Annotated in this window: 21 protein-coding genes, 1 other RNA gene and 2 pseudogenes; 10 read left to right on the top strand and 14 right to left on the bottom strand. The window is 71.4% G+C overall.

The window, feature by feature from the left end; genetic code table 11:
- Positions 1-153: 153 nt before the first annotated feature.
- The 3 genes and pseudogenes from rnpB to ACTWQR_RS34875 all read right to left on the bottom strand — a co-directional run bounded on the left by rnpB (position 154) and on the right by ACTWQR_RS34875 (position 2,333).
- Positions 154-558: RNase P RNA component class A (gene rnpB / locus ACTWQR_RS34865), an RNA gene on the bottom strand.
- Positions 559-706: 148 nt separating this feature from the next.
- Positions 707-1,489: pseudogene (locus ACTWQR_RS34870) on the bottom strand (DMT family transporter); the annotation flags it as partial.
- A gap of 19 nt (positions 1,490-1,508) precedes the next feature.
- A complete protein-coding gene (locus ACTWQR_RS34875) occupies positions 1,509-2,333 on the bottom strand; it encodes an AraC family transcriptional regulator (protein ID WP_443231221.1) in 825 nt (274 codons plus the stop codon).
- Between the two features lie 155 nt (positions 2,334-2,488).
- Here ACTWQR_RS34875 and ACTWQR_RS34880 point away from each other — a divergent pair, with 155 nt between their 5' ends.
- Both ACTWQR_RS34880 and ACTWQR_RS34885 read left to right on the top strand, forming a co-directional pair.
- Entirely contained in the window at positions 2,489-3,268 is a 780-nt protein-coding gene (locus ACTWQR_RS34880; protein WP_443231222.1) for a MerR family transcriptional regulator, read from the top strand.
- A 14-nt stretch (positions 3,269-3,282) separates the two neighbouring features.
- On the top strand, positions 3,283-3,912 hold the full coding sequence (locus tag ACTWQR_RS34885) for a hypothetical protein (protein WP_443231223.1): 630 nt from the start codon (positions 3,283-3,285) through the stop codon (positions 3,910-3,912).
- On the opposite strand, the gene ACTWQR_RS34890 is transcribed toward ACTWQR_RS34885, so the two are convergent.
- Positions 3,863-5,335 carry an RNB domain-containing ribonuclease gene (locus ACTWQR_RS34890; protein ID WP_443231224.1) on the bottom strand — a complete coding sequence of 491 codons (1,473 nt, stop codon included), beginning with the start codon at positions 5,333-5,335 and terminating at the stop codon, positions 3,863-3,865. The two genes, ACTWQR_RS34885 and ACTWQR_RS34890, sit on opposite strands and share 50 nt — an antisense overlap.
- 147 nt (positions 5,336-5,482) lie before the next feature.
- On the opposite strand from ACTWQR_RS34890, the gene yaaA reads away from it, so the two are divergent.
- Both yaaA and ACTWQR_RS34900 read left to right on the top strand, forming a co-directional pair.
- Positions 5,483-6,265 carry a peroxide stress protein YaaA gene (gene yaaA, locus ACTWQR_RS34895; RefSeq protein WP_443231225.1) on the top strand — a complete coding sequence of 261 codons (783 nt, stop codon included), beginning with the start codon at positions 5,483-5,485 and terminating at the stop codon, positions 6,263-6,265.
- Between the two features lie 76 nt (positions 6,266-6,341).
- Complete coding sequence (locus tag ACTWQR_RS34900) at positions 6,342-7,013, top strand: bifunctional 4-hydroxy-2-oxoglutarate aldolase/2-dehydro-3-deoxy-phosphogluconate aldolase (protein WP_443231226.1); 672 nt, start codon at positions 6,342-6,344, stop codon at positions 7,011-7,013.
- A gap of 89 nt (positions 7,014-7,102) precedes the next feature.
- Here ACTWQR_RS34900 and ACTWQR_RS34905 read toward each other — a convergent pair whose 3' ends face one another.
- From ACTWQR_RS34905 to ACTWQR_RS34920, 4 genes are all read right to left on the bottom strand, one after another.
- Entirely contained in the window at positions 7,103-8,434 is a 1,332-nt protein-coding gene (locus tag ACTWQR_RS34905) for a bifunctional RNase H/acid phosphatase (RefSeq protein WP_443231227.1), read from the bottom strand.
- 12 nt (positions 8,435-8,446) lie between these two features.
- A complete protein-coding gene (locus ACTWQR_RS34910; protein ID WP_443231240.1) occupies positions 8,447-9,190 on the bottom strand; it encodes a zinc ribbon domain-containing protein in 744 nt (247 codons plus the stop codon).
- Complete coding sequence (locus tag ACTWQR_RS34915) at positions 9,187-10,035, bottom strand: Nif3-like dinuclear metal center hexameric protein (protein WP_443231228.1); 849 nt, start codon at positions 10,033-10,035, stop codon at positions 9,187-9,189. The genes ACTWQR_RS34910 and ACTWQR_RS34915 overlap by 4 nt, the downstream gene beginning before the upstream one ends.
- A 142-nt stretch (positions 10,036-10,177) precedes the next feature.
- A complete protein-coding gene (locus tag ACTWQR_RS34920; protein WP_443231241.1) occupies positions 10,178-11,224 on the bottom strand; it encodes an ABC transporter substrate-binding protein in 1,047 nt (348 codons plus the stop codon).
- A gap of 401 nt (positions 11,225-11,625) precedes the next feature.
- Between ACTWQR_RS34920 and ACTWQR_RS34925 the strand changes: the two are divergent.
- A pseudogene (locus tag ACTWQR_RS34925) lies at positions 11,626-12,807 on the top strand (hypothetical protein); the annotation flags it as partial.
- An 898-nt stretch (positions 12,808-13,705) separates the two neighbouring features.
- Positions 13,706-13,864 (top strand): hypothetical protein, encoded by a 159-nt coding sequence (locus tag ACTWQR_RS34930; RefSeq protein ID WP_443231229.1) that lies wholly within the window; start codon positions 13,706-13,708, stop codon positions 13,862-13,864.
- 154 nt (positions 13,865-14,018) lie between these two features.
- On the opposite strand, the gene ACTWQR_RS34935 is transcribed toward ACTWQR_RS34930, so the two are convergent.
- From ACTWQR_RS34935 to ACTWQR_RS34945, 3 genes are all read right to left on the bottom strand, one after another.
- Positions 14,019-14,957, bottom strand: a complete 939-nt coding sequence (locus ACTWQR_RS34935; protein ID WP_443231230.1) for a 3-oxoacyl-ACP reductase — start codon at positions 14,955-14,957, stop codon at positions 14,019-14,021.
- Between the two features lie 50 nt (positions 14,958-15,007).
- On the bottom strand, positions 15,008-16,084 hold the full coding sequence (locus ACTWQR_RS34940) for a Zn-dependent alcohol dehydrogenase (RefSeq protein ID WP_443231231.1): 1,077 nt from the start codon (positions 16,082-16,084) through the stop codon (positions 15,008-15,010).
- 73 nt (positions 16,085-16,157) lie between these two features.
- Positions 16,158-17,015 carry a MaoC/PaaZ C-terminal domain-containing protein gene (locus ACTWQR_RS34945; RefSeq protein WP_443231232.1) on the bottom strand — a complete coding sequence of 286 codons (858 nt, stop codon included), beginning with the start codon at positions 17,013-17,015 and terminating at the stop codon, positions 16,158-16,160.
- 411 nt (positions 17,016-17,426) lie between these two features.
- Between ACTWQR_RS34945 and ACTWQR_RS34950 the strand changes: the two genes are divergently transcribed.
- The 4 genes from ACTWQR_RS34950 (at position 17,427) to ACTWQR_RS34965 (ending at position 21,276) form a co-directional block, all read left to right on the top strand.
- Entirely contained in the window at positions 17,427-18,314 is an 888-nt protein-coding gene (locus ACTWQR_RS34950) for an ABC transporter ATP-binding protein (protein ID WP_443231233.1), read from the top strand.
- Entirely contained in the window at positions 18,314-19,033 is a 720-nt protein-coding gene (locus ACTWQR_RS34955; protein WP_443231234.1) for an ABC transporter permease, read from the top strand. Before ACTWQR_RS34950 ends, ACTWQR_RS34955 begins: the two co-directional genes overlap by 1 nt.
- A 91-nt stretch (positions 19,034-19,124) precedes the next feature.
- A complete protein-coding gene (locus ACTWQR_RS34960; protein ID WP_443231235.1) occupies positions 19,125-20,435 on the top strand; it encodes a sensor histidine kinase in 1,311 nt (436 codons plus the stop codon).
- 208 nt (positions 20,436-20,643) lie between these two features.
- Positions 20,644-21,276, top strand: coding sequence for a response regulator (locus ACTWQR_RS34965; protein WP_443231242.1), 633 nt, complete (start codon positions 20,644-20,646; stop codon positions 21,274-21,276).
- A 19-nt stretch (positions 21,277-21,295) separates the two neighbouring features.
- Here the strand turns inward: ACTWQR_RS34965 and ACTWQR_RS34970 are convergent, their stop codons facing one another.
- The 3 genes from ACTWQR_RS34970 to ACTWQR_RS34980 all read right to left on the bottom strand — a co-directional run bounded on the left by ACTWQR_RS34970 (position 21,296) and on the right by ACTWQR_RS34980 (position 24,346).
- Positions 21,296-22,180, bottom strand: a complete 885-nt coding sequence (locus ACTWQR_RS34970) for a hypothetical protein (protein ID WP_443231236.1) — start codon at positions 22,178-22,180, stop codon at positions 21,296-21,298.
- Positions 22,180-22,719 (bottom strand): SigE family RNA polymerase sigma factor, encoded by a 540-nt coding sequence (locus tag ACTWQR_RS34975; RefSeq protein ID WP_443231237.1) that lies wholly within the window; start codon positions 22,717-22,719, stop codon positions 22,180-22,182. The genes ACTWQR_RS34970 and ACTWQR_RS34975 overlap by 1 nt, the downstream gene beginning before the upstream one ends.
- 190 nt (positions 22,720-22,909) lie before the next feature.
- The gene (locus ACTWQR_RS34980) at positions 22,910-24,346 is read right to left on the bottom strand and encodes a DHA2 family efflux MFS transporter permease subunit (protein WP_443231238.1); all 1,437 of its coding nucleotides are present in this window, start codon (positions 24,344-24,346) and stop codon (positions 22,910-22,912) included.
- Positions 24,347-24,560: the final 214 nt, after the last annotated feature.

Consider the following 24,560-nt stretch of genomic DNA (forward strand, 5'->3'; position numbering starts at 1 on the left):
GCAAGCAGCCCTTTGATCCATGGCTACTTTCATGGCTACGTACGCAGCTACGCGCCCCTGTTTAGGCCGGTATATACCAGAGTTCGGCCAAGCTCTCCGATCCACGAAAAATGGTCCCTGCCCAGCAGTTTCGCTGATCAAGGCCCATAGAGGCAGACGAGTCGGGCTGTACGCCGGGTTCTGTCGCCCGGGCGCCTCGCGGCGGCCGGGGAGACGGCCATCCATCTAGGGCCGGCGTTGCCGCCGGCCTCGTGCGGTCTACCCGCGGACTCGGGCGGGCAGCCCTCGAACGTCCGCGCAGAAACACCGGGGTGTTTCCTTTTGACCTTGCTCCGGGTGGGGTTTACCTAGCTGCCCAGGTCACCCTGGGCACTGGTGGTCTCTTACACCACCGTTTCACCCTTACCCAGCGCCTGAGCGCTGGGCGGTTTGTTTTCTGTGGCACTGTCCCGCGGGTCACCCCGGGTGGCCGTTAGCCACCACCCTGCCCTGTGGAGCCCGGACGTTCCTCGGGAAGGTCCCCCGAAGGGGTCTTCACGCGGCCGTCCGCCCGGCTCGTCTGCCGTGTCGACCATGGTACCGGGCGCCCACCCCCTCCCGCTCCGCCGCCGGCTCCGGAGGCCGTGGACGCCTTGGAAGCCGCCGTCGCCAGGAAGGAGCCCAGCAGGATCAGGGCGAAGGACGCCGCCACCCCCGCCGTCAGCTCCTCGTCCAGGAACAGCACCCCCGCCGAGACCGCCACGGCCGGATTGACGTACGTGAAGACCACCGCCCGGGTCGGTCCCGCCTCCCGGATCAGTTCCAGGAAGACGACGAAGGCGAGGGCCGTGCAGATCACGCCCAACCCGGCCAGGGAGGCCAGGACCGAGGGGGACGGGACCTCCGACGGCCACGTCAGCGCCGCGGCGGGGGCGTACACCAGTGCCGCGAGCAGCAGGCACGGGGCTATCAGTTGGAGGGTCGGGACCGGCTTGAGGTAGCGGGCGATGATCAGGGGTGCGGTTGCGTAGCCCACCACCGTCACCAGCATTTCCGTGAGTGAGCGCGCGTTGCCGCCGGTCAGGTGGGGGACGGTCAGGACCGCCACTCCGGCCAGGCCCAGGGCCAGGCCGGTCGTGCGGCGGGCGCCGAGGCGTTCCGTGTCGCCGAAGTAGCGGGCCAGGAGCACGCCCACTATCGGTACGCCCGCGATCAGGAGGCCGGCCGTGGAGCTGGAGAGGTGGCGTTCCGCGTCGGTCAGGGTCCACCAGGGGCCGATGATCTCGATGCAGGCGAAGGCCAGCATGGGGCGCCAGTGGGTTCGTACCGCTCCGAGCAGGTTCCCTTGGCGGATGGCGAACGGGAGGAGCAGGGCCGCGCCGAGCGCGCATCGGGTGAAGACGACGAAGGACGGGGACAGGCCGCCGTCCATCGTTACTTTGATCATCAGGTAGGGGATGCCCCAGAGCACTCCCATCAGGGAGAACAAGAACCAGCCGCGTGCAGTCATGCGGGCAGTCTCGGGCGGGTCAGGGGCGTACGTCTTGAACGCTGTTGCGGTACGCCGCCGGGGTCACCCCGAGTACCCGCCGGAACCAGCGCGTCAGGTGCGCCTGGTCCGCGAAGCCCACGAGCGCGGCGGCCTCGGCGGGGCGGTGGCCCGACTCCAGCAGGCGCCGGGCGCGGTTGACGCGGTGCTGGGCGAGCCAGGCGTACGGCGGTATCCCCGTGCTCGTGCGGAAGGCGCGCAGGAGTTGGTAGCGGGACAGGCCGAGGTCGGCGGCCAGGTCGGAGAGGGAGGGTGGGGCGAGGAGTTCGTCTGCCAGGCGGTCGCGGACGGCCTCTGCTATGCGGTCCGCGCCCGGGATTCTGTCGCACATCGGGCGGGCCGTGGAGTGGCGGCGGGCGAGGGCGGTGAGCAGCCACGGGATGCGTGACTCGGCTTCCAAGGGGTCGGGGCAGGCGCTGAGTTCGGTGTGGGTGAGGCGCAGGGCGGCGGCCAGCTCGGGGTCGTCGAGGAGGGGCTCGCGGAAGTGCGGGGTGCTCCAGGTGCCCTCGGTGAGGAGGGGCGTCTCGGCGTAGAGGGCGCGGTAGGCGTAGCCGTCGGACGCGGCCGGGCCGCCGGTGTGTACCTCGCCCGGGGCGAGGACGACGATCGAGCCGGGCCCTGTGTGGATTCGGCCGCCTCGGTAGTCGATGATCTCGGAGCCGCCCACGCAGACGCCGATCGTGAACTCGTCGTGGGCGTGGGGCGCGTAGCGATGGCGGTCGAAGCGGGCGGTCAGGAGGTCGAGCGGGGGCCCGCACTGGCCGAGGCGCGCCCTGGTCCAGAGGGCCTGTTCCCGTGTGTTCACCTCGCGCCCCTCCCCTTCCGTGCTCCTGGGGGTGCAACGCCCGTGCGGCCCGTTTCCATGCCCCGGCGAGTGAGGACGGGACGCTCAGACCAAGTCCACGTTCCCTTCCGCTTGTCGCTTGACCCCTCCGCAACGTCAACGTTTCTACTGATCCCATGCGGATCGGAGAACTCGCCGCGGCCGTCGGCGTCACGACGCGGACCGTTCGGCACTACCACCACCTCGGGCTGCTGCCCGAGCCCGAGCGGCGGCCCAACGGCTATCGCGACTACACCCTGCGGCACGCCGTCGTACTCGCCCGGATTCGGCGGCTGACCGAGCTGGGCCTCGGCCTTCCCGAGGTGCGGGACGTGCTGGCGGACGACGCGGGGCGCGACCTCGCCGAGGTGCTCGCGGAGCTCGACGACGACCTGGCGCGGCAGGAGGCGGCGATCCAGGAGCGGCGGCTGCGGCTGCGTGCCCTGTTGGAGGAGGGCGGGCTGCCCGCCGAGGGGCCCGTCTCCCCTCAACTGGCCGCAATCTTCAGCGACTTGACCCGTCACCCGGAACCCGCGATGGCCGCGAAGGACCGCGAGATGATCGCGCTGTTGGAGACGGCCGCCGCCCCCGAGGACCGCGAGCGTCTGCTGGTAGCGCTGCGTGCCGCCGCCGATGTGCCGGGGGCCCTGGAGCGGATGCACGAGGCGTATGCCCTGCTCGACGCGCTCGCCGACGCCGATCCGGCCGACCCGCGCGTCGAGCAGGCCGCTCGGGCCCTCGCCGACTGCCTCCCGGACGAGACTCTTGAAGGCATGGGCATCGGTCAACTCGACCTGGAGAGCCCGGACATGAACAGCAACGGCAGCTTCATGCGTGCCTTCCTCCACGACTTCCCGCCCGCGCAGGCCGCGGCGATCAGCCGCACGATCCGACTGCTCGTGGAGAGGGCGCGATGAGGAGGCTGAGGGGGATGAGGACGCTGAGGGAGATGAGGACGGTACGGCGGCTCGTCGGGCACGAGGTGCGGCTGCTGGCGAGCATAGGCCGGTGGGTGGTCCGGCGGCCGCACGGCATCCGGCAGGGGCGGGCCTTCGGGTACGCCCGGGGCCAGGGCGCGATGATGTTCGGGTTCGGGTTCGTGTGCGTCCTCGAAAGTGCCTGTATGGCGGTGCTTCTGCGCGACTATCCCGCCGTGCACCGGGTCTGGCTCACCCTCGACGTCTACACGCTGCTCCTGGTCGTCGGCCTGCACGCGGCCTCCGTGACCCGTCCGCATGTCCTGGACGACACGGTGCTACGGATCCGCCAGGCAGCCCACGTCGACGTGCGTATCCCGCTCGCCGCGATCACCTCCGTACGCCGCGAGCTGATCACCACGCACGAGCGGCGACACGGCCGACTTGACCTGACCATAGGCGCGCAGACCACGATCACGCTCGAACTGGCCGCCCCGGTACGGCACTTCACATCCCTGGGCCGCCCCAGGGACGTACACCTGATCCGCTTCCACGCCGACGAACCCGACGTACTCGTCAGAGAGATACGTGACCTCACGCGGGAGCGAACAGCACCTTCGCCGTCCCCGGTTCCGCCTGCGTGAGCCGTACCCGCAGCCGCTCCCCCAGCGGCAGTTTCTCGCCCGCCACGCGGGCCTCGATGCGGCCGACGACGGCCGGGGACGCCAACTGGACGGTCCCCACGGTGGGTTCGCGTTCCCGTACGTCCACGACGGTGCCGTCGAAGAGTTCGCCGACCCGGTCCTTGAGGAGTGCCGCCTCGACGATGTCGACGCACTCGCGCTCGACCGTGCCCGCGCGACGTGTGCCCTCGGCCATCCGTTTCGGCAGTTCGTCGAGGGCGGCGAGCACCCACTCGGGCGGAGCGGAGTCCGCGACCGCCGCCAGGCAGAGTTCGGAGGCGTAACGGTCGACGAGGCGGCGGAGTGGGGCCGTGCAGTGGGTGTAGGGCGCGGCGACCGCGGCGTGCAGGGTGATGTCGGGGGTGGCGCCGTCCCTGAAGGGGGTGTAGCCCGCGCCGCGCAGCAGCGTCGTGCACTCCTGGAGGAAGGCGGCGTGGTGCGGCTGCCGCGGGTCGAGGGAACGGATCAGTTGCGCGTACGAGACGTGGTGCGGCCAGTCGATGCGCAGCGCCTGGGCGGTACGCCGCAGCCGGCCGACCGCGCCGTCGGGGGCGGCCGGGAGCGTACGCAGCACGCCGGTGCCGTACGCGAGCATCAGGTCGGCCGCGGCCATGCCGGTGAGGAGGGAGATCTGCGCGTTCCAGCCGTCGGCGGGGAGCGGGGCGCGGTAGGCGAGTTCGTACGTGTCGTCCGCGCCGTCCGTGCCGTCCGTGCCGTCGCGCTCGATGATCTCCTGCTCGGGGACGTTGAGGGAGATGCCGCCGCGTTCCACCTCTCGTTGTTCGCGGAGGAGGCCGATGTCCTTGAGGAGAGCGAGCGGTTCCTCGGCTGTCTTGTTGTCGATGTGCCGCTGTACGCCCGCGTAGTCGAGCTTGGCGCGGCTGCGGACGAGGGCGCGGCGGACGTCGGTGGCGGTGGGGCGGCCGTCCTCGTCCAGGTCGATCGTCCACAGGACGGCCGGGCAGGTCTGGTCCGGGAGCAGGCTGGCGGCGCCCTCGCTCAGTGCCGGGGGATGCAGCGGGATCTTCTCGTCCGGGAAGTAGAGCGTGGTGACGCGGCGGTGGGTCTCGGCGTCCAGGGCCGCGCCGGGTACGACGAAGGCGGCGACGTCGGCGATGGCGTACCGGACGCGGTAGCCGTTCGGGCGGCGTGAGAGGTGCATCGCCTGGTCGAGGTCGGTGGAGGTGGGAGGGTCGATGGTGAACAGGGGGATGTCCGTCGCGTCGTACGCCGGAAGCCTCGGCTCACGAGCGGCTCGCTCGGCCTCGGCGAGCACCTCCGGCACGAACGCCTCGGGCACACCGAGCTCGGTTCGCAGTGCGCGCAGGGCGGCTCGCAGGGGAGCCTCGGCTGCGCCGGTCACACGGATAGGGCGGCGGGGCATAGGGCGAGCGTAGGGCGGGGTGGGTCGAGCGGCACCCCGTACGCTGGCGCGTACCTCTCGTACGTACTGAACGTCGTACGCACTGAACGTCGTAACGCACCGAACGTCGTACGTACCGAACGCCTCAACGCCTCTAGGAGAACCGTCGTGCTCGTGCTGTTGCCGCCGTCCGAAGGAAAGGCACCCTCCGGGCGGGGCGCGCCGCTGAAGCCGGAGTCGCTGTCGCTGGCGGGGCTCGCCGAGGCGCGGCAGGCGGTCCTGGATGAGCTGGTCGAGCTGTGCGCGGCGGACGAGGAGAAGGCGCGCGAGGTGCTCGGGCTGAGCGAGGGCCTGCGGGGCGAGGTCGCCAAGAACACGGAGCTGTGGACCGCGGGGGCGCGGCCCGCCGGGCAGATCTACACGGGGGTGTTGTACGACGCCCTGGATCTGGCCTCCCTCGACGCGGCGGCGAAGCGGCGGGCGGCGCGTTCGCTGCTCGTCTTCTCGGGGCTGTGGGGTGCGGTCAGGGTGACGGACCGGATTCCCTCGTACCGCTGCTCGATGGGCGTGAGGCTGCCGGGGCTGGGTTCGCTGGGCGGGCACTGGCGTACGCCGATGGCCGCCGTCCTTCCCGAGGTGGCCGGCGACGGGCTCGTACTCGATCTGCGGTCCTCCTCGTACGCGGCCGCCTGGAAGCCGAAGGGGGAGGTGGCGGGGCGGACCGTGAGCGTGCGGGTGTTGCACGCGCCGACCCGGAAGGTGGTCAGCCACTTCAACAAGGCGACGAAGGGGCGCATCGTACGGAGTCTCATGGAGTCGGGTGCGGTGCCCTCGGGTCCGGCGGAGCTGGTTGAGGCGCTGCGGGACCTTGGGTACGAGGTTGAGGTGGCGGCTCCGGGTGGTTCGGGCAAGGCGTGGATGCTGGATGTCCTGGTGAGCGAGATCCACTGAACGCACGCGCCACGTGAGCGTTGCAGCATGCGCAACGCTCTTTGCGCATGCTGCACGGCGGGGGCAGGATGAGGGTATGACTTCGCCCTTGCCCTCGTCAGCGCTGCACTCGTCATCGCTGCCCTCGTCCGTACTCGATCTCGCGCCCGTGCTCCCCGTGGTCGTCATCGATGACGTCGCGGACGCCGTGCCGCTGGCGCGGGCGCTGGTCGCGGGCGGGCTGCCCGCGATCGAGGTGACGCTGCGGACGCCGGTGGCGCTCGACGCGATCCGTGCGATCGCGGACGGGGTGCCGGGAGCGGTGGTCGGGGCGGGCACGGTCATCACTCCGGCCCAGGTGGTCGACACCGTGGCCGCCGGGGCGCGTTTCCTGGTGAGTCCCGGCTGGACGGACGTGCTGCTCGATGCCATGGCGGCGGCCGGGGTGCCGTTCCTGCCGGGGGTTTCGACGACGTCGGAGGTCGTGGCGCTGTTGGAGCGGGGGGTGAGCGAGATGAAGTTCTTCCCGGCTCAGGCGGCGGGCGGTACGGCGTACCTCAAGGCACTCGCGGGACCGCTTCCGCAGGCCCGCTTCTGCCCGACGGGAGGCATCAGTCCCGGAAACGCCCCGGAGTATCTGGCGTTGCCGAACGTGCATTGCGTGGGCGGCAGTTGGATGCTCCCGCCGGACGCGGTCGCGGCGCGTGACTGGGCGCGTGTGGAGGCGCTGGCGCGCGAGGCGGCGGAGATGGGACACGCCCCGCACTGAGGCGCCCCGCAAGGGGCGCGGGGAACTGCGCGACCAGCCCCCACCGGCCCGCGGCCATCCACCACCGGAGCCGATTCCAACCGCTCAGCTCAGCGCAGCGCACCCGTGTCGTTGAGCAACCGCACGCTCGCGTTGCCGTCCGCGTAGTAGGCCACCGCCGAGAGCGAGGCCGCCGACAGCTCCATGCGGAACAGGGACTCCGGCGGGGCGCCCAGGGCCAGCCGTACGAGGGTCTTGACGGGCGTGACGTGGGAGACGACGAGTACGGTACGGCCCGCGTACGACGCGAGCAGCTTGTCGCGGGTCGCGGCCACGCGCCGCTCCACCGCCGCGAAACTCTCGCCGCCGCCGGTCGGTTCGGCGTCCGGTGCGCTCAGCCACGCGCTCATGTCGTCCGGATACCGCGCCCGAACCTCGCCGAACGTCAGCCCTTCCCACGCCCCGAAGTCCGTCTCCCGCAACCCGTCCTCGGTCCGTACGTCGAGTCCGAGGCGGGCGGCGACGATCTCCGCGGTTTCGCGGCAGCGGGCGAGGGGTGAGGAGACGATGTCCTGTACGGTCCCGCGGGCGGCAAGCGCCTCCGCGACGCGCTCGGCCTGGTGGCGCCCCACGTCCGACAGCGCCGGGTCACTCCCCCCGCTCCCGGAGAACCGCTTCTGGGGCGTCAGCGGGGTCTCGCCGTGCCGCAGCAGTACGAAGGTGGTGGGTGAGCCGAGGTCTGCGGGTGGGGCCTCTGCGGGGGTCGGCGCCTCGGAGGCCACGTTCCGTGCGGCCCGTACGTCATCGGTGTCGGGCGTCATGGCGGTAGTCGTCCGGCTGACGGCCGTCTGTGGCTGGTCGCGCAGTTCCCCGCGCCCCTTACGGGGCGCTGCCAGTGCGGCGCGTGCCTTTGCCGCGCCCGCGGTCGCGTCCCCGGGCGGGCCCGACGACTCGCGTGCGGTCGGGCCCACGGCACGCCGCGCGGCCCGCGCGTCGAGGTCCGCCCTCGACTGCGACGGCGACCAACGCTCTCCCCGCTTCCCCGCGTCCATAGCCTCGTTGGCCAGGCGGTCCGCGTGCTTGTTCTGGTCACGCGGGATCCACTCGTACGTGACCTGGGTGGCGGGGAACACGGAACCGGCCTCGGCCGCCAGGGGGCGCATGCCGGGGTGTTTGATCTGCCAGCGGCCCGACATCTGCTCGACGACCAGCTTGGAGTCCATACGGACCCGCACCACGGCCGTCGGATCCAGTGCGCGGGCCGCGCGGAGGCCCGCGATCAGGCCCCGGTATTCGGCGACGTTGTTCGTCGCGATGCCGAGGTACTCCGCCGTCTCGGCCAGCGTCTCCCCGGTCGCCGCGTCGATGACGACGGCGCCGTAGCCCGCGGGCCCCGGGTTGCCCCGGGAGCCCCCGTCGGCCTCGACGATCAACTCGCGCAAGCCGCGGGCCCCTTACAGACCGGACTCGGAGGTGCGGATGAGGATGCGGCGGCAGTTCTCGCAGCGCAGGACCGTGTCCGGAGCCGCCGCCTTCACGTCGTTCACCTCGGTGATGTTGAGCTCCAGGCGGCAGCCCTCGCAGCGCCGCTGGTAGAGCCGGGCCGCACCGACGCCGCCCTGCTGCGCGCGGAGCTTGTCGTAGAGCTTGAGGAGGTCGTCGGGGATGGACCCGGCGATCACCTCGCGCTCCTTGGTCGCCGACCCGATCTCGCTGTCGAGGGACTCGGAGGCGGCGTCCCGGCGGGCCGTCGCGTCGTCGATCTTCGACTGGAAGGAGGAGACCCGCTCGGTCAGTTCGGCGACCCGCTCCTGCGCGGACTCGCGGCGCTCCATGACTTCGAGGACGACGTCCTCCAGGTCGCCCTGCCGCTTGGCGAGGGAGACGATCTCGTGCTGGAGGTTCTCCAGGTCCTTGGGCGAGGAGACGGCGCCGGAGTCGAGGCGCTTCTGGTCGCGGGAGGCACGCTGGCGGACCTGGTCGACGTCCTGCTCCGCCTTGGTCTGCTCGCGGGCGCAGTCGCTCTCCTCGGTCTGCGCGGCGACGAGCAGGTCGCGCAGCTGCGTGAGATCGCTGGTGAGCGTCTCGATCTCGGCGTGCTCGGGCAGCGACCTCCGCTTGTGGGCGAGCTGCTGCAGGCGCATGTCGAGGGCTTGGACGTCGAGAAGTCGGATCTGGTCGGCGGGCGCGGCGTTCAGTTGGGGGCTCCAGGTGAAGGGGAGAGGGTGGTCCAGGGGTCGGTGACGGCCTTCGAGACGTGGACGCGAAGTCCCCATCCGTGGCGGTCGGAAATCTCGTCGAGCTGGGCGGCGGCCAGCTCGCACCAGGGCCACTCGGTGGCCCAGTGCGCCGCGTCGAGCAGCGCGATGGGACTGTGTGCGCGGTCTGCAATGAACTCGGACGCCGGGTGGTGGCGCAGGTCCGCGGTGAGGAAGGCGTCCACGCCGGCGGCGCGTACGTCGGCGAAGAGGCTGTCGCCGGAGCCGCCGCTCACGGCGACGGTCCGTACGACGGCGTCCGGGTCGCCCGCGACGCGGACGCCCTGCGCGGTGGCGGGCAGCCGCTCGGCGGCGCGGGCGGCGAGTTCGCGGACGGTGAGCGGGTGGTCCAGCTCGCAGACGCGGCCCAGCCCGCGGCGGCCGTCGGGGTCGGTGGCGTCCGGCACGAGGGGCCCTACGACGCGGAGGTCCAGCGCGCCCGCGAGGGCGTCGCTCACGCCCGGGTCGGCGCGGTCGGCGTTCGTGTGGGCGACGTGCAGCGCGATGTCGTTCTTGATGAGGGTGTGCACGGCCCGGCCCTTGAAGCTCGAGGCCGCCACCGTCGTCGTACCGCGCAGGTAGAGCGGGTGGTGGGTGACCAGCAGGTCGGCGTCCAGCTTCACCGCCTCGTCCACGATCTCCTGGACCGGGTCGACGGCGAAGAGTACGCGGGAAACCTCCTGGTCGGGGTCTCCGCAGACCGTGCCGACCGCGTCCCAGTCCTCTGCCCTCTCGGGGGGCCAGAGGACGTCGAGCGCGGCGATGACTTCAGACAGACGGGGCACGAACAAAAGGCTACCTGCCTTATGTCCGTGCCCCACCGGTCGCGGGGTCCCGGGCTGCTTGACCAGGTGGCCCGACCGGGCAGCCCGGGCTGCTCGACCAGTGGCCCTTGAGGTCTCGCTTGTCCCACTTGCCTTACTTGTCTTACTTGGCCAGGTAGCCCTTGATGTCGTCGAGGACCTGGTCGGCCGCGGTCACGCCGAGGCCGAGGTACCAGGTCTCGTCCGGTACGTCCTTGGCCTGGCCGTCCTTCACGGCGCCGAGCTTCTTCCAGAGCGGGTTGTCCTCGGCGGTCGCGCGGTCGGTCTTCTTCGCGTCGCCGTAGACGCCGGTGAAGATCCAGTCGGCGTCGGCGTCGTCGATCTTCTCCGGGCTGATCTCCACCGCGAGGTCGTTGATCTGCTGGTTCTTGGGGCGCGGGATGCCGACATCGTCGAGGATCGTGCCGATGAAGGACGCCTTCGCGTAGAGGCGGATCATGCCCGGCATGTAGCGGAGCATGGTGACGGTCGGCTTGTCGGCGCCCAGTTCGTCGCCCAGGGCCTTCGCCTTCGTCTCGTAGGTGGCGAGCTTGGTCTTCGCCTCCGCGGTCTTGTCCAGGGCGGCCGCGTTCAGGAGGTAGTTCTCCTTCCAGGTGAAGCCCGGACGGATGGAGAACACGGTGGGGGCGATCTGGGAGAGCTGCGGGTAGAGCTTGGCGGCGCGCAGCTCGCTGCCGAGGATCAGGTCGGGCTCGAGGTTCGCGATCGCCTCGAGGTTGAGGGCGTTGATCGTGCCGACGTCCTTGGGGCTGCCCGCGTCCTTCTTCAGGTACGAGGGGATGCCCGCGGAGCCCTCGGTGGGGGCCCAGCCGACGGGCTTGACGCCCAGCGAGACGACGTTGTCGAGTTCGCCGACGTCGAGGACGATGACGCGCTTGGGCTCGGCCTTGAGCTCCGTCTCGCCCCTCGCGTGCTTGATGGTGCGCGGAAACTCGCCGGCCCCGGCCGTGGTCCCCATCTTGGCCGTGTCCTCGGCCGCCTTCGCGAAGTCCTCGCCGCCCTGGGCGACGGACTTGCTGCCGCTGCCGTTGTCGGACTTTCCGGAGCCCGCGTTTCCGCCGTCTCCGTCGCTCGACCCGCAGGCCGCGAGCGAGAGTGCGGCGGCCACCGCGAGGGCGATGACGGCGGGGCCTCTTCGTCGTGGGGACATCGGCATCAGGACACGCTCCAGTGGTTCGGGCCGAGTTCGGGCCAGTGGTTCGAGGGCTTGGGTGGGGGGATTGGGGTGGGGGATTGAGGTGGGGGATTGAGGTGGGGGATTGAGGTGGGGGGATTTGGTTAGGGGGCCCGGGGGTTCAAGTGGGGGGTTCAGGCCCGGCGTTCGGGTCGGGTTCGGGCCCGGGCGGCGCCGTAGGACGGGGCACTCAAGTGCCCCACAGGCAGCGCTTAGGGGACCCTAACCATAAGCCGCCCCCATCCCGCCCAGCACACCCGCCCCCGTTCCCTCAGGCGAATCGGGATCTGGCCACCCTTATGTGTGAAGCGTCCGCCTGCCGGTCCCACGCCTGTGCGTGCGAAAACTAGCTTCGACCTCCGGAGGTGACCGAAACGATGACGGCCTGTGCCATCGATACCGCGGCGGGGAACGGGAACCCGTGGACCGAGCGGGCTGGGTGCGTGATCACCGCCGACGGGTCCTACGCGGCGCGCCTGGCCCTGAACGGCGATTCCTGGTTCCCGGAGCGCTGGACCCTGGACGGCCCCGAGCCGTACGCCGTACCGCTGCCGGGCAACCAGCCCGAGGAGCCCGGCACGGAGGTATTGCCGATGGCGGACGGGCGGGTGCTCATCCACCGCCTCACCGACGGGCGGCACGCGTTCTCGCTGCTGTACCCGACCGGTCCGGGGACGGGTGAGGTGCCGCTCGGCGCGGTGGAATGCCCGGACGGGGCAACGGAGTTGCGGCTGCTGCCGCCGGCTCCGGGCGGCTCACGGGCGTACGCCCTTGCCGTCGGCCGGAGTTCCACCGCCGTGTGGCTCGTGGCGGGCGGCGCCTTCGGGCCCGAGCATCTCGCGGAGGTGCCGGGCCGCTGCTCGGGCGGGGCGTGGCTGGGCGGCGGGGACCGACTGCTCGCGCTGGACCGGGAGTCGGAGGGCCGGACGAAGACGGTGGTGGTCGATCTGGGGCGCGCCGGCGAGGTGTCCCCTCTCCTCCAGATCGCCGAGGACAGCAACGACCGGCTCCTGCTCGCGGACGCCGCCAGCGGGCTGCTCCTGATCCGCTCGGACGCGCCGTCGCCGGGTCACGAACGGCTCGGCTGGGGCGTGTTGGGGAGCACGCTCCCGGTGCGCTTCCCGGAGTCCCTGCACCTGCCGGGCTGCGTGCTGACGCCGTTCGCGATCCAGCCGGGTCAGGTGCTGACACCGGAGAGCTGCGCGGTGGCCCTGCGCATCGACAGCCCGGGGGGTTCCGGCAGCTGGCTCGGCGTGTGGCGTCCCACCGAGCGACGCGTCCACCAACTCCTGGCGCCCGAGGGCTGGTTGACGGGCTCGGGACTGTGGACCAGGGACGGGGTGCTCCATCTGCCGTACGCGACGGGGGCGGTGCCGTGCGGCGTGGCACGGGTGGAGGCACCCACGGGGGCGGGGGAAGCGGGCCCGGGGGATCCGGACGGTACGGCTGAGGCGTGGGGGAAAGCGCCACAGGGGCCGTCGGTCACGGATCCCCCGGAGCCTGCGGCACCCCGTCCGGTGCCTCTGCAGCAGGCTCCCCTCGTGGGGCGGACGGTCGCGAGCGCCTTCGCGGGGCGACGGTTGGCCCAGGGGGTGGGGATGGAGCGGGCCCAGGGGGTGGGGATGGAGCGGGTGAACGCGGAGAGTGCTGCGGGGTGGGTGAGTGGTGAGGATGCGGGGCGGGCAGCCGCCGCGAGCACGGACCACGTGACTGCCGAGGGCGGCCGTGCCCCGTCAGGGGCGCAGGGAACCGCGCGCCCAGCCACGGCCGACCCACGGGTTCCGTACGACACGGGGTGGGTGAGCACCGGGACCACGGGCCGAGCGGCAGCCGCAGGTCCGGGCGGCGTGAGCGCGGAGAGCACGGGCCGCGTGAACGCGGAGAGCACGAGCCGCGTGAGTGCGGAGAGTATGAGCCGCATGAGCGCGGAGAGCACGAGCCGCATGAGCGCGGAGAGCACGAGCCGCATGAGCGCGGAGAGCACGAGCCGCATGAGCGCGGAGAGCACGAGCCGCGTGAGTGCGGAGAGCATGAGCCGCATGAGCGCAGAGGGCGCGAGCCGCATGAGCGTCGAGGGCACTGGTCACGTAGCTGCTGAACGTACAAGCCGCCTGCCCGCCGAGAGCTTCGGTCACCAGGACCCAGGTCTCGGTCACCAGGACCCCGGTGACTCGGAAACCACCATCCTCATGTCCACGGAAAGCACCGGCGGAGCCGCCGCCGACAGCAGTCGCCCGACAGCCCCCGACCCGGCGAAGCCACTCCGTATCGAGCGGGTCAGCGACGAGGCGCCCCCGGCCTTCCGAACCCTCCGGTTGGCCGCCGAAACGCACCCGACTCCCCATCCCCTCAAAGTGACCACCGAGTAGCCCCAACCACCCCTCAGGGGCCGCACATTCGCCCGTTAGACTCGCCCGCGCTGTACAGAAAGATCTTGTTGACGGGGTGAATTTCCACATGAGCGACACGAACACCATGGAGACGACGGACACCGACTCGCGGGTGACAGTGGCCCAGGCCGCCGCGGACGGTGGCCAAGGCCGGCACCGGGGGCCCGTCTCCGCACAGGAAGACGAGGCGACCCCTCGCGGCCGGCACCGCAAACCGGCCGAGTAGGACCGACGCGGCGGCCTGGGCACACCTCAGGCCGCCACCGTCCCACTGCCCCGCCCGGCACTCGTCGGGCGGGGCAGTTCTGTGACTGCCGCAGTCACCAACCGCACAGTCACCAACCGCGCAGTCACCAATCTCGCAGTCACCAACCGCACATTCACCCGTGCTTGAGCCCCAGCACCTCCGCCGCCGCGAACGTCTCCCCCGCCGGGCGCCCCGCGTAGTGCGGCGTGAGCAGCGCGTCCAGTTCGTCGTACGTGAAGGCGTCCTGCTTGGTGTCGAACTTGGCCGCCACCCGCGGGCGTTCGACGACCGCGACCATGCCGCCGTGCACGACCAGGAGCTGACCGTTCACGTGCGCGGCCGCCGGCGAGGCCAAGTAGCCGACGAGCGGGGCGACATGCTCGGGCGCGAGCGGGTCGAGTCGGCCCTCCGGGCCTTCCTGGCCCGCGAAGACATCCGCGGTCATCCGGGTCCGGGCGCGCGGACAGATCACGTTCGCCGTGACCCCGTACTTCGCGAGCGCCAACGCCGTGGACGTCGTCAGCCCGACGATTCCGCCTTTCGCGGCCGCGTAGTTGGGCTGTCCGGCGGAGCCTGCCAGGAACGCCTCCGACGAGGTGTTCACGATCCGCCCGTACACCGGCGTGCCCGCCGCCTTGGAACGCGCCCGCCAGTGCGCGGACGCGAAGTGGGTGGTGTTGAAGTGGCCCTTCAGGTGGACCCGGATCACCGAGTCCCACTCGTCCTCGGACATCGAGAAGACCATCCGGTCGCGCAGGATGCCCGCGTTGTTGACCAGGATGTCCAGCTGCCCGAACTCGGCCACCGCCAACTCGACGAGTTCCCGGGCCTGTTGGTGGTCGGCCACGTCACCGGTGTGCGCGACCGCGCGACCGCCCGCCGTACGGATCTCCGCTGCGACCTGCTCGGCGGGCGCGGCCGACGCGTCGCCGGAGCCGTCCCGGCCGGGCTGTCCGAAGTCGTTGACGACGACGGCGGCGCCGAGCCGGGCGAGCTCCAGCGCCTCCGCCCGGCCGAGCCCGCGCCCCGCACCGGTGACGATCGCGGACCGGCCTTCAAGTGGCAATGACATCAAGGCCCCTTCAGCCATGGGAGGTTAGTGGTGGGAAGGTGACTGATCTGTCAGATCTCGATGCACGTACGCAGCGCCACGCCCGTACGCATCTGGTCGAGCGCCTCGTTGATCTCGCTCAGCGGCACCCGATGGGTGATCAGCCCCTCCAGGTCGATGCGCCCGGCACGCCACAGCGCGATGGTCCGCTCGTACGAGCGCGTGACGTCCCCGCCGCCGTACATGCTCGGCAGGATCCTCTTCTCGTCGAAGAACAGCTCGAACATGCTGAGCTGCAGGAAGTCGTCCATGGCGCCGGCGCCGACGACGACGAGTGTGCCGCCGCGGCGGGTGTTCTCGTACGCGGTGCGGGCGGTGGCGGACTTGCCGACGACCTCGAAGACGTAGTCGAAGCCCTCGCCCGCGGTCAACGTCTGCTTGGTGTCGGGGAGTTCGTCCGGCGATACGGCCCTGGTGGCGCCGAACTTCAGCGCGGACTCGCGGCGTGAGGCGACCGGGTCGACGGCGACGATCTCGGCCGCGCCCTTGAGTCGCGCGCCCTGGATCGCGGAGATGCCGACGCCGCCGCAGCCGATGACGGCGACCGACGAACCGGCCTCCACGTCGGCGGTGTTGAGGGCGGCGCCGAGTCCCGTGGTGACGCCGCAGCCGATGAGGGCGGCGATGTCGAAGGGCACGTCGTCCGGGATCGGCACGGCGCAGCCCGCGTCGACGACGACCTCCTCGGTGAAGATCCCGGTGCCCGCCATGCCGAACACATCGCCGCCGGGCCGCTTGAAGTTGGGCGTGCCAGCGTTCATGAACCCGGCGAGGCACAGCTGGGTCTGGCCGCGCTTGCAGGCGGGACAGGCGCCGCAGGCCGGCAGCCAGCAGACGACGACCCGGTCGCCGGGCTTGAGGTGCGTGACGCCCTCGCCCACCTCCAGGATCTCGCCCGCCCCTTCGTGCCCGGGTACGAACGGTGCGGGCTGCGGCAGGACTCCCGCCATCGCCGAGAGGTCCGAGTGGCACAGGCCGGTGGCCCGCACCCGGATCCTCACCCGGCCGGGCCCGAAGCCCGTCGCCTCGACGTCGTCGAATATCTCCAGCTTGTCCTGGCCGATCTCGTGCAGTACGGCTGCGCGCATGGTGCGGCTCCCCTCAGGAACGTACGTACGACACTCAGGTGCTCAGGTGCGAAACCGCACCAGTCAGGCGTGCTCAGGTGTGCTCCACGACGGTGTCGGCGAGGACCGGCGCGTCGTCCCGGTCGGCCGCGCCCACCGTCACCTGGACGGTGCCGCCCTGCCGCCACATCCGGATCCGCAGCGTCTCGCCCGGGTAGACGACCCCGGCGAACCGGGTGGCGTACGAGCGGACCCGGCCGACGTCCCCGCCGAGCACCGTGTCCACGACCGCCTTCAACGTCATCCCGTACGTGCACAGCCCGTGCAGGATCGGCCGGTCGAACCCGGCGAGCTTGGCGAACTCCGGGTCGGCGTGCAGCGGGTTCCAGTCGCCGGAGAGGCGGTAGAGCAGCGCCTGGTCCTCGCGGACGGTGCGCTCTACCACCTTGTCGGGCTCGCGCGTCGGCGGTTCCAGACGCGCGGAGGGGCCGCGTTCGCCGCCGAAGCCGCCCTCTCCGCGTACGAAGATCTGGGCATCGTTGGTCCACAACGGGCCCTCGTCGTCGGCGACTTCGGTGCGTACGACGAGGATGGCGGCCTTGCCCTTGTCGTACACGGCGGCGATCCGGGTGGTGGCGACCGCCTTGCCCTCGACGGGGATCGGGCGGTGCAGGGCGATGGTCTGGCCGCCGTGCAGGACGTGTGCGAGGTTGACGTCGACTCCGGGCATGGAGAGGCCGTTGATCACTCCCGGTGAGCCCGCGCCCGCGACGGTCGCGAAACTCGGCAGGACGTGCAGCCGGGACTCCAGGGTGTAGCGCAGCTCGTCGGGGTCGGTGGCGGGGACGCCGGCGCCGAGGCCGAGGTGGTACAGCTGGACGTCCTTGTGACCCCAGGCGATCTCGGCGGACCGGGGCTCGGCCGAGAGGGCCTGGGCAACGTCGATGGGCATGGGGCTCCTGACTGCTGGCGGGACTACTGGCTGGGAAGACCTCGGTGCGGCCGTCCGCACCGTCGGTCGCACCGAGGTCGACACTGGGCCGCGGAACCCGGCCTGTTCTAGAACGCGTTCCAGTCCGGCGACCCCCTGTATAGCCCAGCCCTCGGCACATGTGAAGACTCCTGACGGCATGTCAGATAGGCGGGTTCGGACAGACGGGTTCGGACACAGGGTTCGGACACAGGGTTCGGACATACGGGCCGTGACATTTGTCCTGCCCGAGTCCGTACATGCGCATCTGCCGCCGCCTCACCCCGGATTCATAGCGTCGTACCCATGACGAAGACAGTCGTACCTAGGACGCCTCTGACGCCTACGACGCCTACGACGCCTACGACGAGTGCAGCTGGGACACGCCAGGCCGTGTCCTTCGCGGGCGCGGTCAAGACCTTCGGCGCCGTACGGGCCGTGGACGGCGTCGACCTGGAGATCTCGCGCGGCGAGACAGTCGCACTGCTCGGCCGCAACGGCGCCGGCAAGTCCACAGTCATCTCGCTCCTGCTGGGCCTGAACGAGCCCGACAGCGGCGTCGTACGGCTCTTCGGCGCCGCCCCGGAGGAATCCGTACGGGCGGGCCGCGTGGGCGCCATGCTCCAGGACAGCCGGCCGGTGCCGCGGGTGACGGTGGGCGAGCTGGTCGGGTTCGTGGCCGGTACGTACCCCGCGCCGATGCCCGTCGCCGAGGCTCTGGAGCTCGCGGGTATCGCGGAACTGGCCGGGCGGCGCGTCGACCGGCTCTCCGGGGGTCAGACGCAGCGGGTGCGGTTCGCGGTCGCGCTGGTCGGGAACCCCTCGCTGATCGTGCTCGACGAGCCGACCGCCGCGCTGGACGTGGAGGCGCGGTACGCCTTCTGGGACTCCATGCGGGGGTACGCGCGCCGCGGTCACACCGTCCTGTTCTCCACCCACTATCTGGAGGAGGCGGACGCCAACGCCGACCGGATCGTCGTCATCGACCACGGCCGGATCGTCGCCGACGGCACCGGCGAGCAGCTCAAGCGGGCCGCGGGCGGCAGCCTCGTCTGCTTCGACCTGGCCGGCGCCGGCACGGAGGGGCTGACGCTGCTGCCCGGCGTGGTCTCCGTGGAGGTGCGCGGGGACCGGGCCCGGCTGCGGACCGAGGACTCCGACGCGACGGTGGTCGCCCTCGCCGAGCGCGGTGCGATCCGCGGCCTGGAGGTGGCGCCGGCCTCATTGGACGACGCGTTCCTCGCCCTGACGGCAGCCGACACGGCCCCGGAGACGGTGTGATGCTCGCCTATCTGCGGCTCGAAGTGCGCCGGACGCTGCGCGACACCGGCTTCGTGATCGGCGGCGTCGTGATGCCGGTGATGATGTATCTGCTGTTCACCAACCTCGATGACGGGACCGCCAGCGGCTGGAAGACCACCTCCATGATCGGCATGGCGGCCTACGGCGCGATGGGCTCGGCCCTGAACACCGGTGGCGGGGTCGCCGAGGACAGGTCGATCGGCTGGCTGCGGCAGCTGCGGGTCACACCGATGAGCCCGCGCCAGGTCGTCGTCGGCCGGACGCTGACGGGCGCGGTGACCGTGCTGCCCGCGATTCTCGCGGTCCTGGCGGCGGGCGGCCTGGTCAACGGCGTTCGTCTCGACGCCTGGAAGTGGGCGGTGATCGCGCTGCTGCTGTGGCTCGGCTCGATCCCCTTCACCCTGCTCGGCCTCGGCAACGGCTACCGGCTGACCGGGCAGGCAACGGGTGTGGTGAACATGGTGTGCAACCTGGGTCTTTCGGTGGTCGGCGGGCTGTGGTTCCCGGTCACCCTCTTCCCCGAGTGGCTGCGGTCCCTGTCCTCCTACACGCCCACGAACCGGTTCTCGCAACTCGGCACTGCGGTCGCCGACGGGCACGCGCCGACCCTCGGGGCGGTGCTGGTGCTGACCGTCTGGCTGCTGGCCTTCGGCTCGTACGCTGTGGTGTCGTACCGCAGGTCCGCGCGGACCGTCTGAACGAGAGCTGTCTTAACGAGACCTGTCTGAACGAGAACCGTCCGAACGGGGAGCAGGGGACATGTCCTGGTTGCGAAGGGTCAGCTGTCAGATGTCCATGTGGCAAGAGACACGAACCCAGTGGAAAGCCGAACGGGACGCGTTCAAGGACGACCAGCGGGCCGTACGGAAGACCGGCAAGCTCCCGGAGCAGCTGGGCCCGCCGCCCAACGGTTTCGCTCTCCTCCCCTGGCTCCTGATGGGCATGGGCGCCTTCTCCAACCTCTTCCAGGGCAAGACCGCGAACCCCTGGGTCGGCGGCATCGGCCTCTTCGCCTTCAACTCCCTCTACATCTACGTGGTGTTCCGCGCCTTCACGAAGGAGACGCGCGAGGCCCGCTCCACCCGGGGCGCACTACTCGCGATGGGCATGGTGACCTGCGCCCTCGCCATCCTCTACGGCGGCAGCTGGCTCCTCTTCTTCCCGCTGCTCGGCCTGGCCGCGGGCGCGATCGTCCGGGGCCGGTGGCTCGGCAGCACCGGCATCGGCCTGAGCGCGCTCGCGGGCGTCATCGCCGGACTGCGGGACGGCTGGGGCGCGGTGAACGTCGCCTACGGCACCTTCCTCTCCACCATGGTCACGGCCGCGATCCTGTCCCTCTCCGAAGCCGTACGCGAACTCCGCGCCGCCCGCGAGGAGTTGGCCCGCCGCGCCGTCGAGAAGGAACGACTCCGCTTCTCCCGGGACCTGCACGACCTCCTCGGCCACACGCTCTCCGTCATCGTCGTGAAGTCGGAGGCGGCCCGTCGCCTGGCCCATCGCGACCTCGACGCCGCCCTCGTCCAGGTCGGCGACATCGAGTCAGTCGGCCGACAGGCCCTCACCGAGATCCGCGAGGCGGTCACGGGCTACCGCGAGGGCAGCCTCGCCAGGGAACTCGACCGCGCCCGCTCGGCCCTCCAGGCCGCCGGCATCGAACCGCTCGTCCGCCAGTCCGGCCCGCCCCTGTCCGCCCAGACCGAGGCCCTGCTGGGCTGGGTCGTCCGCGAGGCCGTCACCAACGCGGTGCGCCACAGCGGCGCGACCCGCTGCGAGATCACGGTGGACGGCTCCTCCGAACGCGTCCGCACCCGGATCTCCGACAACGGCCGCAGCGAGCCGCCCGACCGCCCTGCGCCCCTCCCCGGTATCGGCGGCACCGGCTTGAAAGGCCTGACAGAACGACTCGCGGCGGCGGGCGGCTCCCTGGAAGCGGGCCCGGGGACGCGAGGTGGGTTCGTGGTGACGGCCGAACTTCCCGTGGAGGCGGCCGATGCCGAAGAAGCGGCCGATGCCGGGGAAGTGACACAGGCTGAAGCGACAGAGACTCCGGAGACGGCCACTGTGCCAACAGAGGTGACGGATACAGCTGCTGCGAGGTGACGGATGCGGCCGCTGCCGACGCGACGGATACAGCCCTGCCGAGGTGACGGATACAGCCGCTGCCCCGCACAGAGCGGCCTCTGCTCCGGGCACCGCGGCCTGAACCCCAGGGATCGGGCCCACCCCTGAACGTCCGCGCCATCGGCGTCACCCGCCCATCCGCCCATCCGCCCCGCCGACCGCGCCCTACCCTTGGGCCGTGAACGAGATGCCCCGGGATCACCGGCCCGCCAAGTCCATCAGGGTCCTCCTCGCCGAGGATCAGGGGATGATGCGGGGTGCGCTCGCTCTGCTGCTCGGGATGGAAGAGGACATCGAGGTGGTCGCGCAGGTCGCGGCGGGGGACGCGATCGTGGGTGCTGCCCTGGAGTCGCGGCCCGATGTCGCGCTGTTGGACATCGAACTGCCCGGCATCAGCGGGCTGGACGCCGCCGCGCTGCTGCGGGACGAGGCGCCCGACTGCCGGGTACTGATCCTCACCACCTTTGGACGTCCGGGATATCTACGGCGGGCCATGGAGGCGGGCGCCGCGGGGTTTCTGGTCAAGGACGGGCCCGTGGAGGAGCTGGCCGAGACGATCCGCCGGGTGCTGACCGGCGAGACGGTCATCGATCCGGCGCTCGCGGCGGCCGCGCTGAGCGCCGGACCCAATCCGCTCACCGCCCGTGAGTGCGATGTGCTGAAGGCTTCGGCGGACGGCGCGACGGCCGCCGACATCGCGGCGAAGCTGCACCTCTCCGAGTCCACGGTGCGCAACTACCTCTCCTCGGCGATCGGCAAGACCAGCACCCGTAATCGCATGGAAGCCATGCGGGAGGCTCGGCAGCAGGGGTGGCTGTAGCCGCCGCACCCCGCGTACGTCACCCCGTCACCTGCACCACATCGGAGGCCACGCCCTCCGGTGCCAGGCACACGAACCAGTTCGGCTGGGAGCCCTCGACCGGGCGGATCGTCGCTGTGTCGTTGGTGGTGGCCTCGGTGCCCGGCGCCGGTCGGACGGCGTTCGTGGACGTGCCGTCGTCCCAGGTGCAGGTGACGCGCCGGGCGGTGGGGGCGACCTTGCCGATCACGAGGCGCTGGGAGGCGTCGGCCCGGTCGGTGCCGCCTACTTCCAGGGGTACGGCATAGGACTCCAGGTCCTTGCCCGACAGGGTGTCGCCCTTCTCCACCGCCCCCTCGGACACCGTCGAGTCCTCCTCCCCCACGCGCAGGTGCACGGACATCCACCCCTTGCCGATGAGGTCCTCGGCCTCCCGCGTTCCCGTCGGTCGCACGCCGTACAAGCCCATCGCCGCCCACTGGCGCTCCGCCTCCGCCTCGTCCTTCGGCGCTCCCCACACCTCTACGGAGATCCGCCACTCCTTTCCCTTTTCGGTGCCCGTCGCCAACGTGGTCCGCCGAGGCTGGTACACGTGCCGCTCCTCGGCTGTGGGGGGCTGTGTAGCCACCACGCCCCGATCCTTGCCATCGCTGCCCATCGCCCCGGCCAGCGCCAGCGACCCGGTCGAGCCCGCGATAACCAATGCCGCCGCGGACGCGACCGCCCAGCGCCGTGCCTTACGGCGCCGACCGCCCCGTACGACCGCCTGGTAGGGGGCTATACCGATGTCGACCTCGTCCGCGGCCTCAGCCAGCAGGAGGGCGATGTCGCTCTGCGAACTGCGGGAACTGTGCGGGCTGTGGGAACCGTGCGGGCTCTGCGAGCTGTGCGTCATGTCGTGGTTCGTCTCCCGGTCCGCGCTCATCACTTCCGCCCTCCGTGCGTCATCGTCTCGGCCAGACCCGGTATGGCGCGGAGCTTCGCGATGCCCTTCGCCGCGTTGCTCTTCACCGCCCCCGCCGAGCAGCCCATCGCCTCTGCCGTCTGTGCCTCGCTCAGGTCCTCCCAGTAGCGCAGCACCACCGCTTCCCGCTGGCGGGGCGGCAGGTGGGACAGCGCCGTGAGCAGCGCGGAGCGGTCGTCGGCCTGGGCGATCCGGTCTCCGGTGTCTGGCTGCTCAGGTGTGAGGTCCGTGTCGGTTCTGGGGGCCAGGAACTCCTTGAGGCGCCTGCGGTGCTTCCTCGCGTGCGCGTTGATCATCAGACGCCATACATACGCGTCCTGGTCGTCCGCCGCCCTGACCTTGCGCCATGCCACGTACGCCCGCTCCAGCGACGACTGGACCAGGTCCTCCGCCGCGTGCTGCTCCCCCGTAAGGAGAAATGCCGTACGCATCAACCGCGGCCAGCGGCCGATGACGAAGCTCTGGAACTCCTCGTCCAGAACCTGTTTCCGATCCCCCATGGGCACCCCCTAGATGACCAATAGAGTCCATGGGCATCGGATTCCGTTGCCTCCCAACCGCGACTCTTTTCACCGGCCATGCGCGGGCCGTGCCCGCCCCCGGGCCAGGGCCGCCCGACATCCAACCCTCAGGCCCACGCCCCACCCGCAGAGGCCCGCGCCCCAACCCTCAGGCCCACACCCCACCCCCTCAGGCCCGCGCCCCAACCCGCCGCGGCAACCACACCGCCATCAGAACCGCACCCCCGAGCAGCACACCGGCACTCGTCCGGAACACCAGCCCGTACCCCTCAGTCAGCGCCTCGGCCGACGTCCCGCCCCCGGTCCGTGCCGCCGCGACCGTCGACATCACCGAGAGCCCGAGCGAACCGCCCATCGTGCGCGACGTGTTGACCAGCCCCGACACCAGTCCGGCGTCCGCCGCCTCCGCCCCCGACGTGGCCAGCGCGGCGAGCGGCGTCATGGCCAGCCCGGAGCCGAGCATGATCAAGAGTCCGGGCAACATGATCGCGGTGAGATACGAGCCGTCGGCACTCAGCGTCGACTGCCACCCGAACCCGACAGCCGCCACCAGGGCGCCGAGCACCGCGACGTTGCGCGCCCCCACGACCGGCATGAACCGGGGCGCGGCCTTCGAGCCCAGTACCACCGCCAGCGCACTCGGCGCGAGCGCGAGCCCGGCCTCCAGCGGCGAATAGCCGAGCACGTTCTGCGCGTACAGCGTCATGAAGAACCACATGCAGAACGTCGCCGACCCGAACACGAACATCGCGACGTTCGCCGAGGACACGGCCCTGAGCCGGAACAGCTTCAGCGGCATCAGCGGGGCCTTCGTCCGCGCTTCGACGAGCAGGAAGAGCCCGATCAGGGCAGCCCCGCTGGACAGCGGCACCAGCGTCGCGGCCGACGACCACCCGTCGGCCTCGGTCTGCACGATCCCGTACGCGAGGGTCGCGAGCCCGGCCGTCACCAGCAGGGCGCCCGGCAGGTCGAGCCGTCGCCCGTCGCCGGCCCGGCTCTCGACCAGCCAGCGCAGGGCACCGGCCAGCACCACCGCGCCGACGGGCACGTTGATCAGCAGCACCCACCGCCACGACAGCCCGTCGACCAGCAGCCCGCCGACGAGGCCGCCCGCCGCGCCGCCGCCCGCGCCGACCGCGGTCCAGGTCGCGATGGCACGCGCGCGTGCGGCCCCTTCGGGCACGGCCGAGGTCAGAATCGTCAGCGTCGAGGGCGCGAGCACCGCCGCCCCCAGCCCCTGCACGGCCCGTGCGGTCAACAGCTGCCACTCCGCCTGGGCGAGCCCGCCCCCGAGGGAGGCGAGGGTGAAGAGCGCGAGCCCGACCAGGAACATCCGCTTGCGCCCGTACAGGTCCCCGGCCCGCCCGCCGAGCAGCAGGAAGCCGGCGAAGGCGATCGCGTACGCGTTGACGACCCACTGGAGTCCCGGGGCGCTCAGCCCCAGATCGGTCCGCATCGACGGCAACGCCACGTTGACGACGGAGACATCCAGGACGACGAGGAACTGTCCCGCGCAGGCGAGCGCGACCACCACCCAGGTGAGCGGCGCGGAACGGCGGGACACGGGTATCTCTGCGGCGGCTCGGAGTTCGGACATGGGCGTCATGCTCGCAGCCGCCCCGCGCCCCGTACATCGGGATTTGGCTGCACGGCCCTTCGACCGAGGGACCTAGGACCTCGCCGCGTCCGCATGCCGCCTGCACGCCGTCGCACGCCTTTCGTACGCCTGAGCGCCCTGAGCGCCCTGAGCGCCCGCACGCCCCCACGCCCCCACACCCCCCCACCCCCGCACACGCCGTCCGCAAGACGTCCGCAGGTAA

Source organism: Streptomyces sp. 2A115, from assembly GCF_052245575.1.
Classification (GTDB): domain Bacteria; phylum Actinomycetota; class Actinomycetes; order Streptomycetales; family Streptomycetaceae; genus Streptomyces.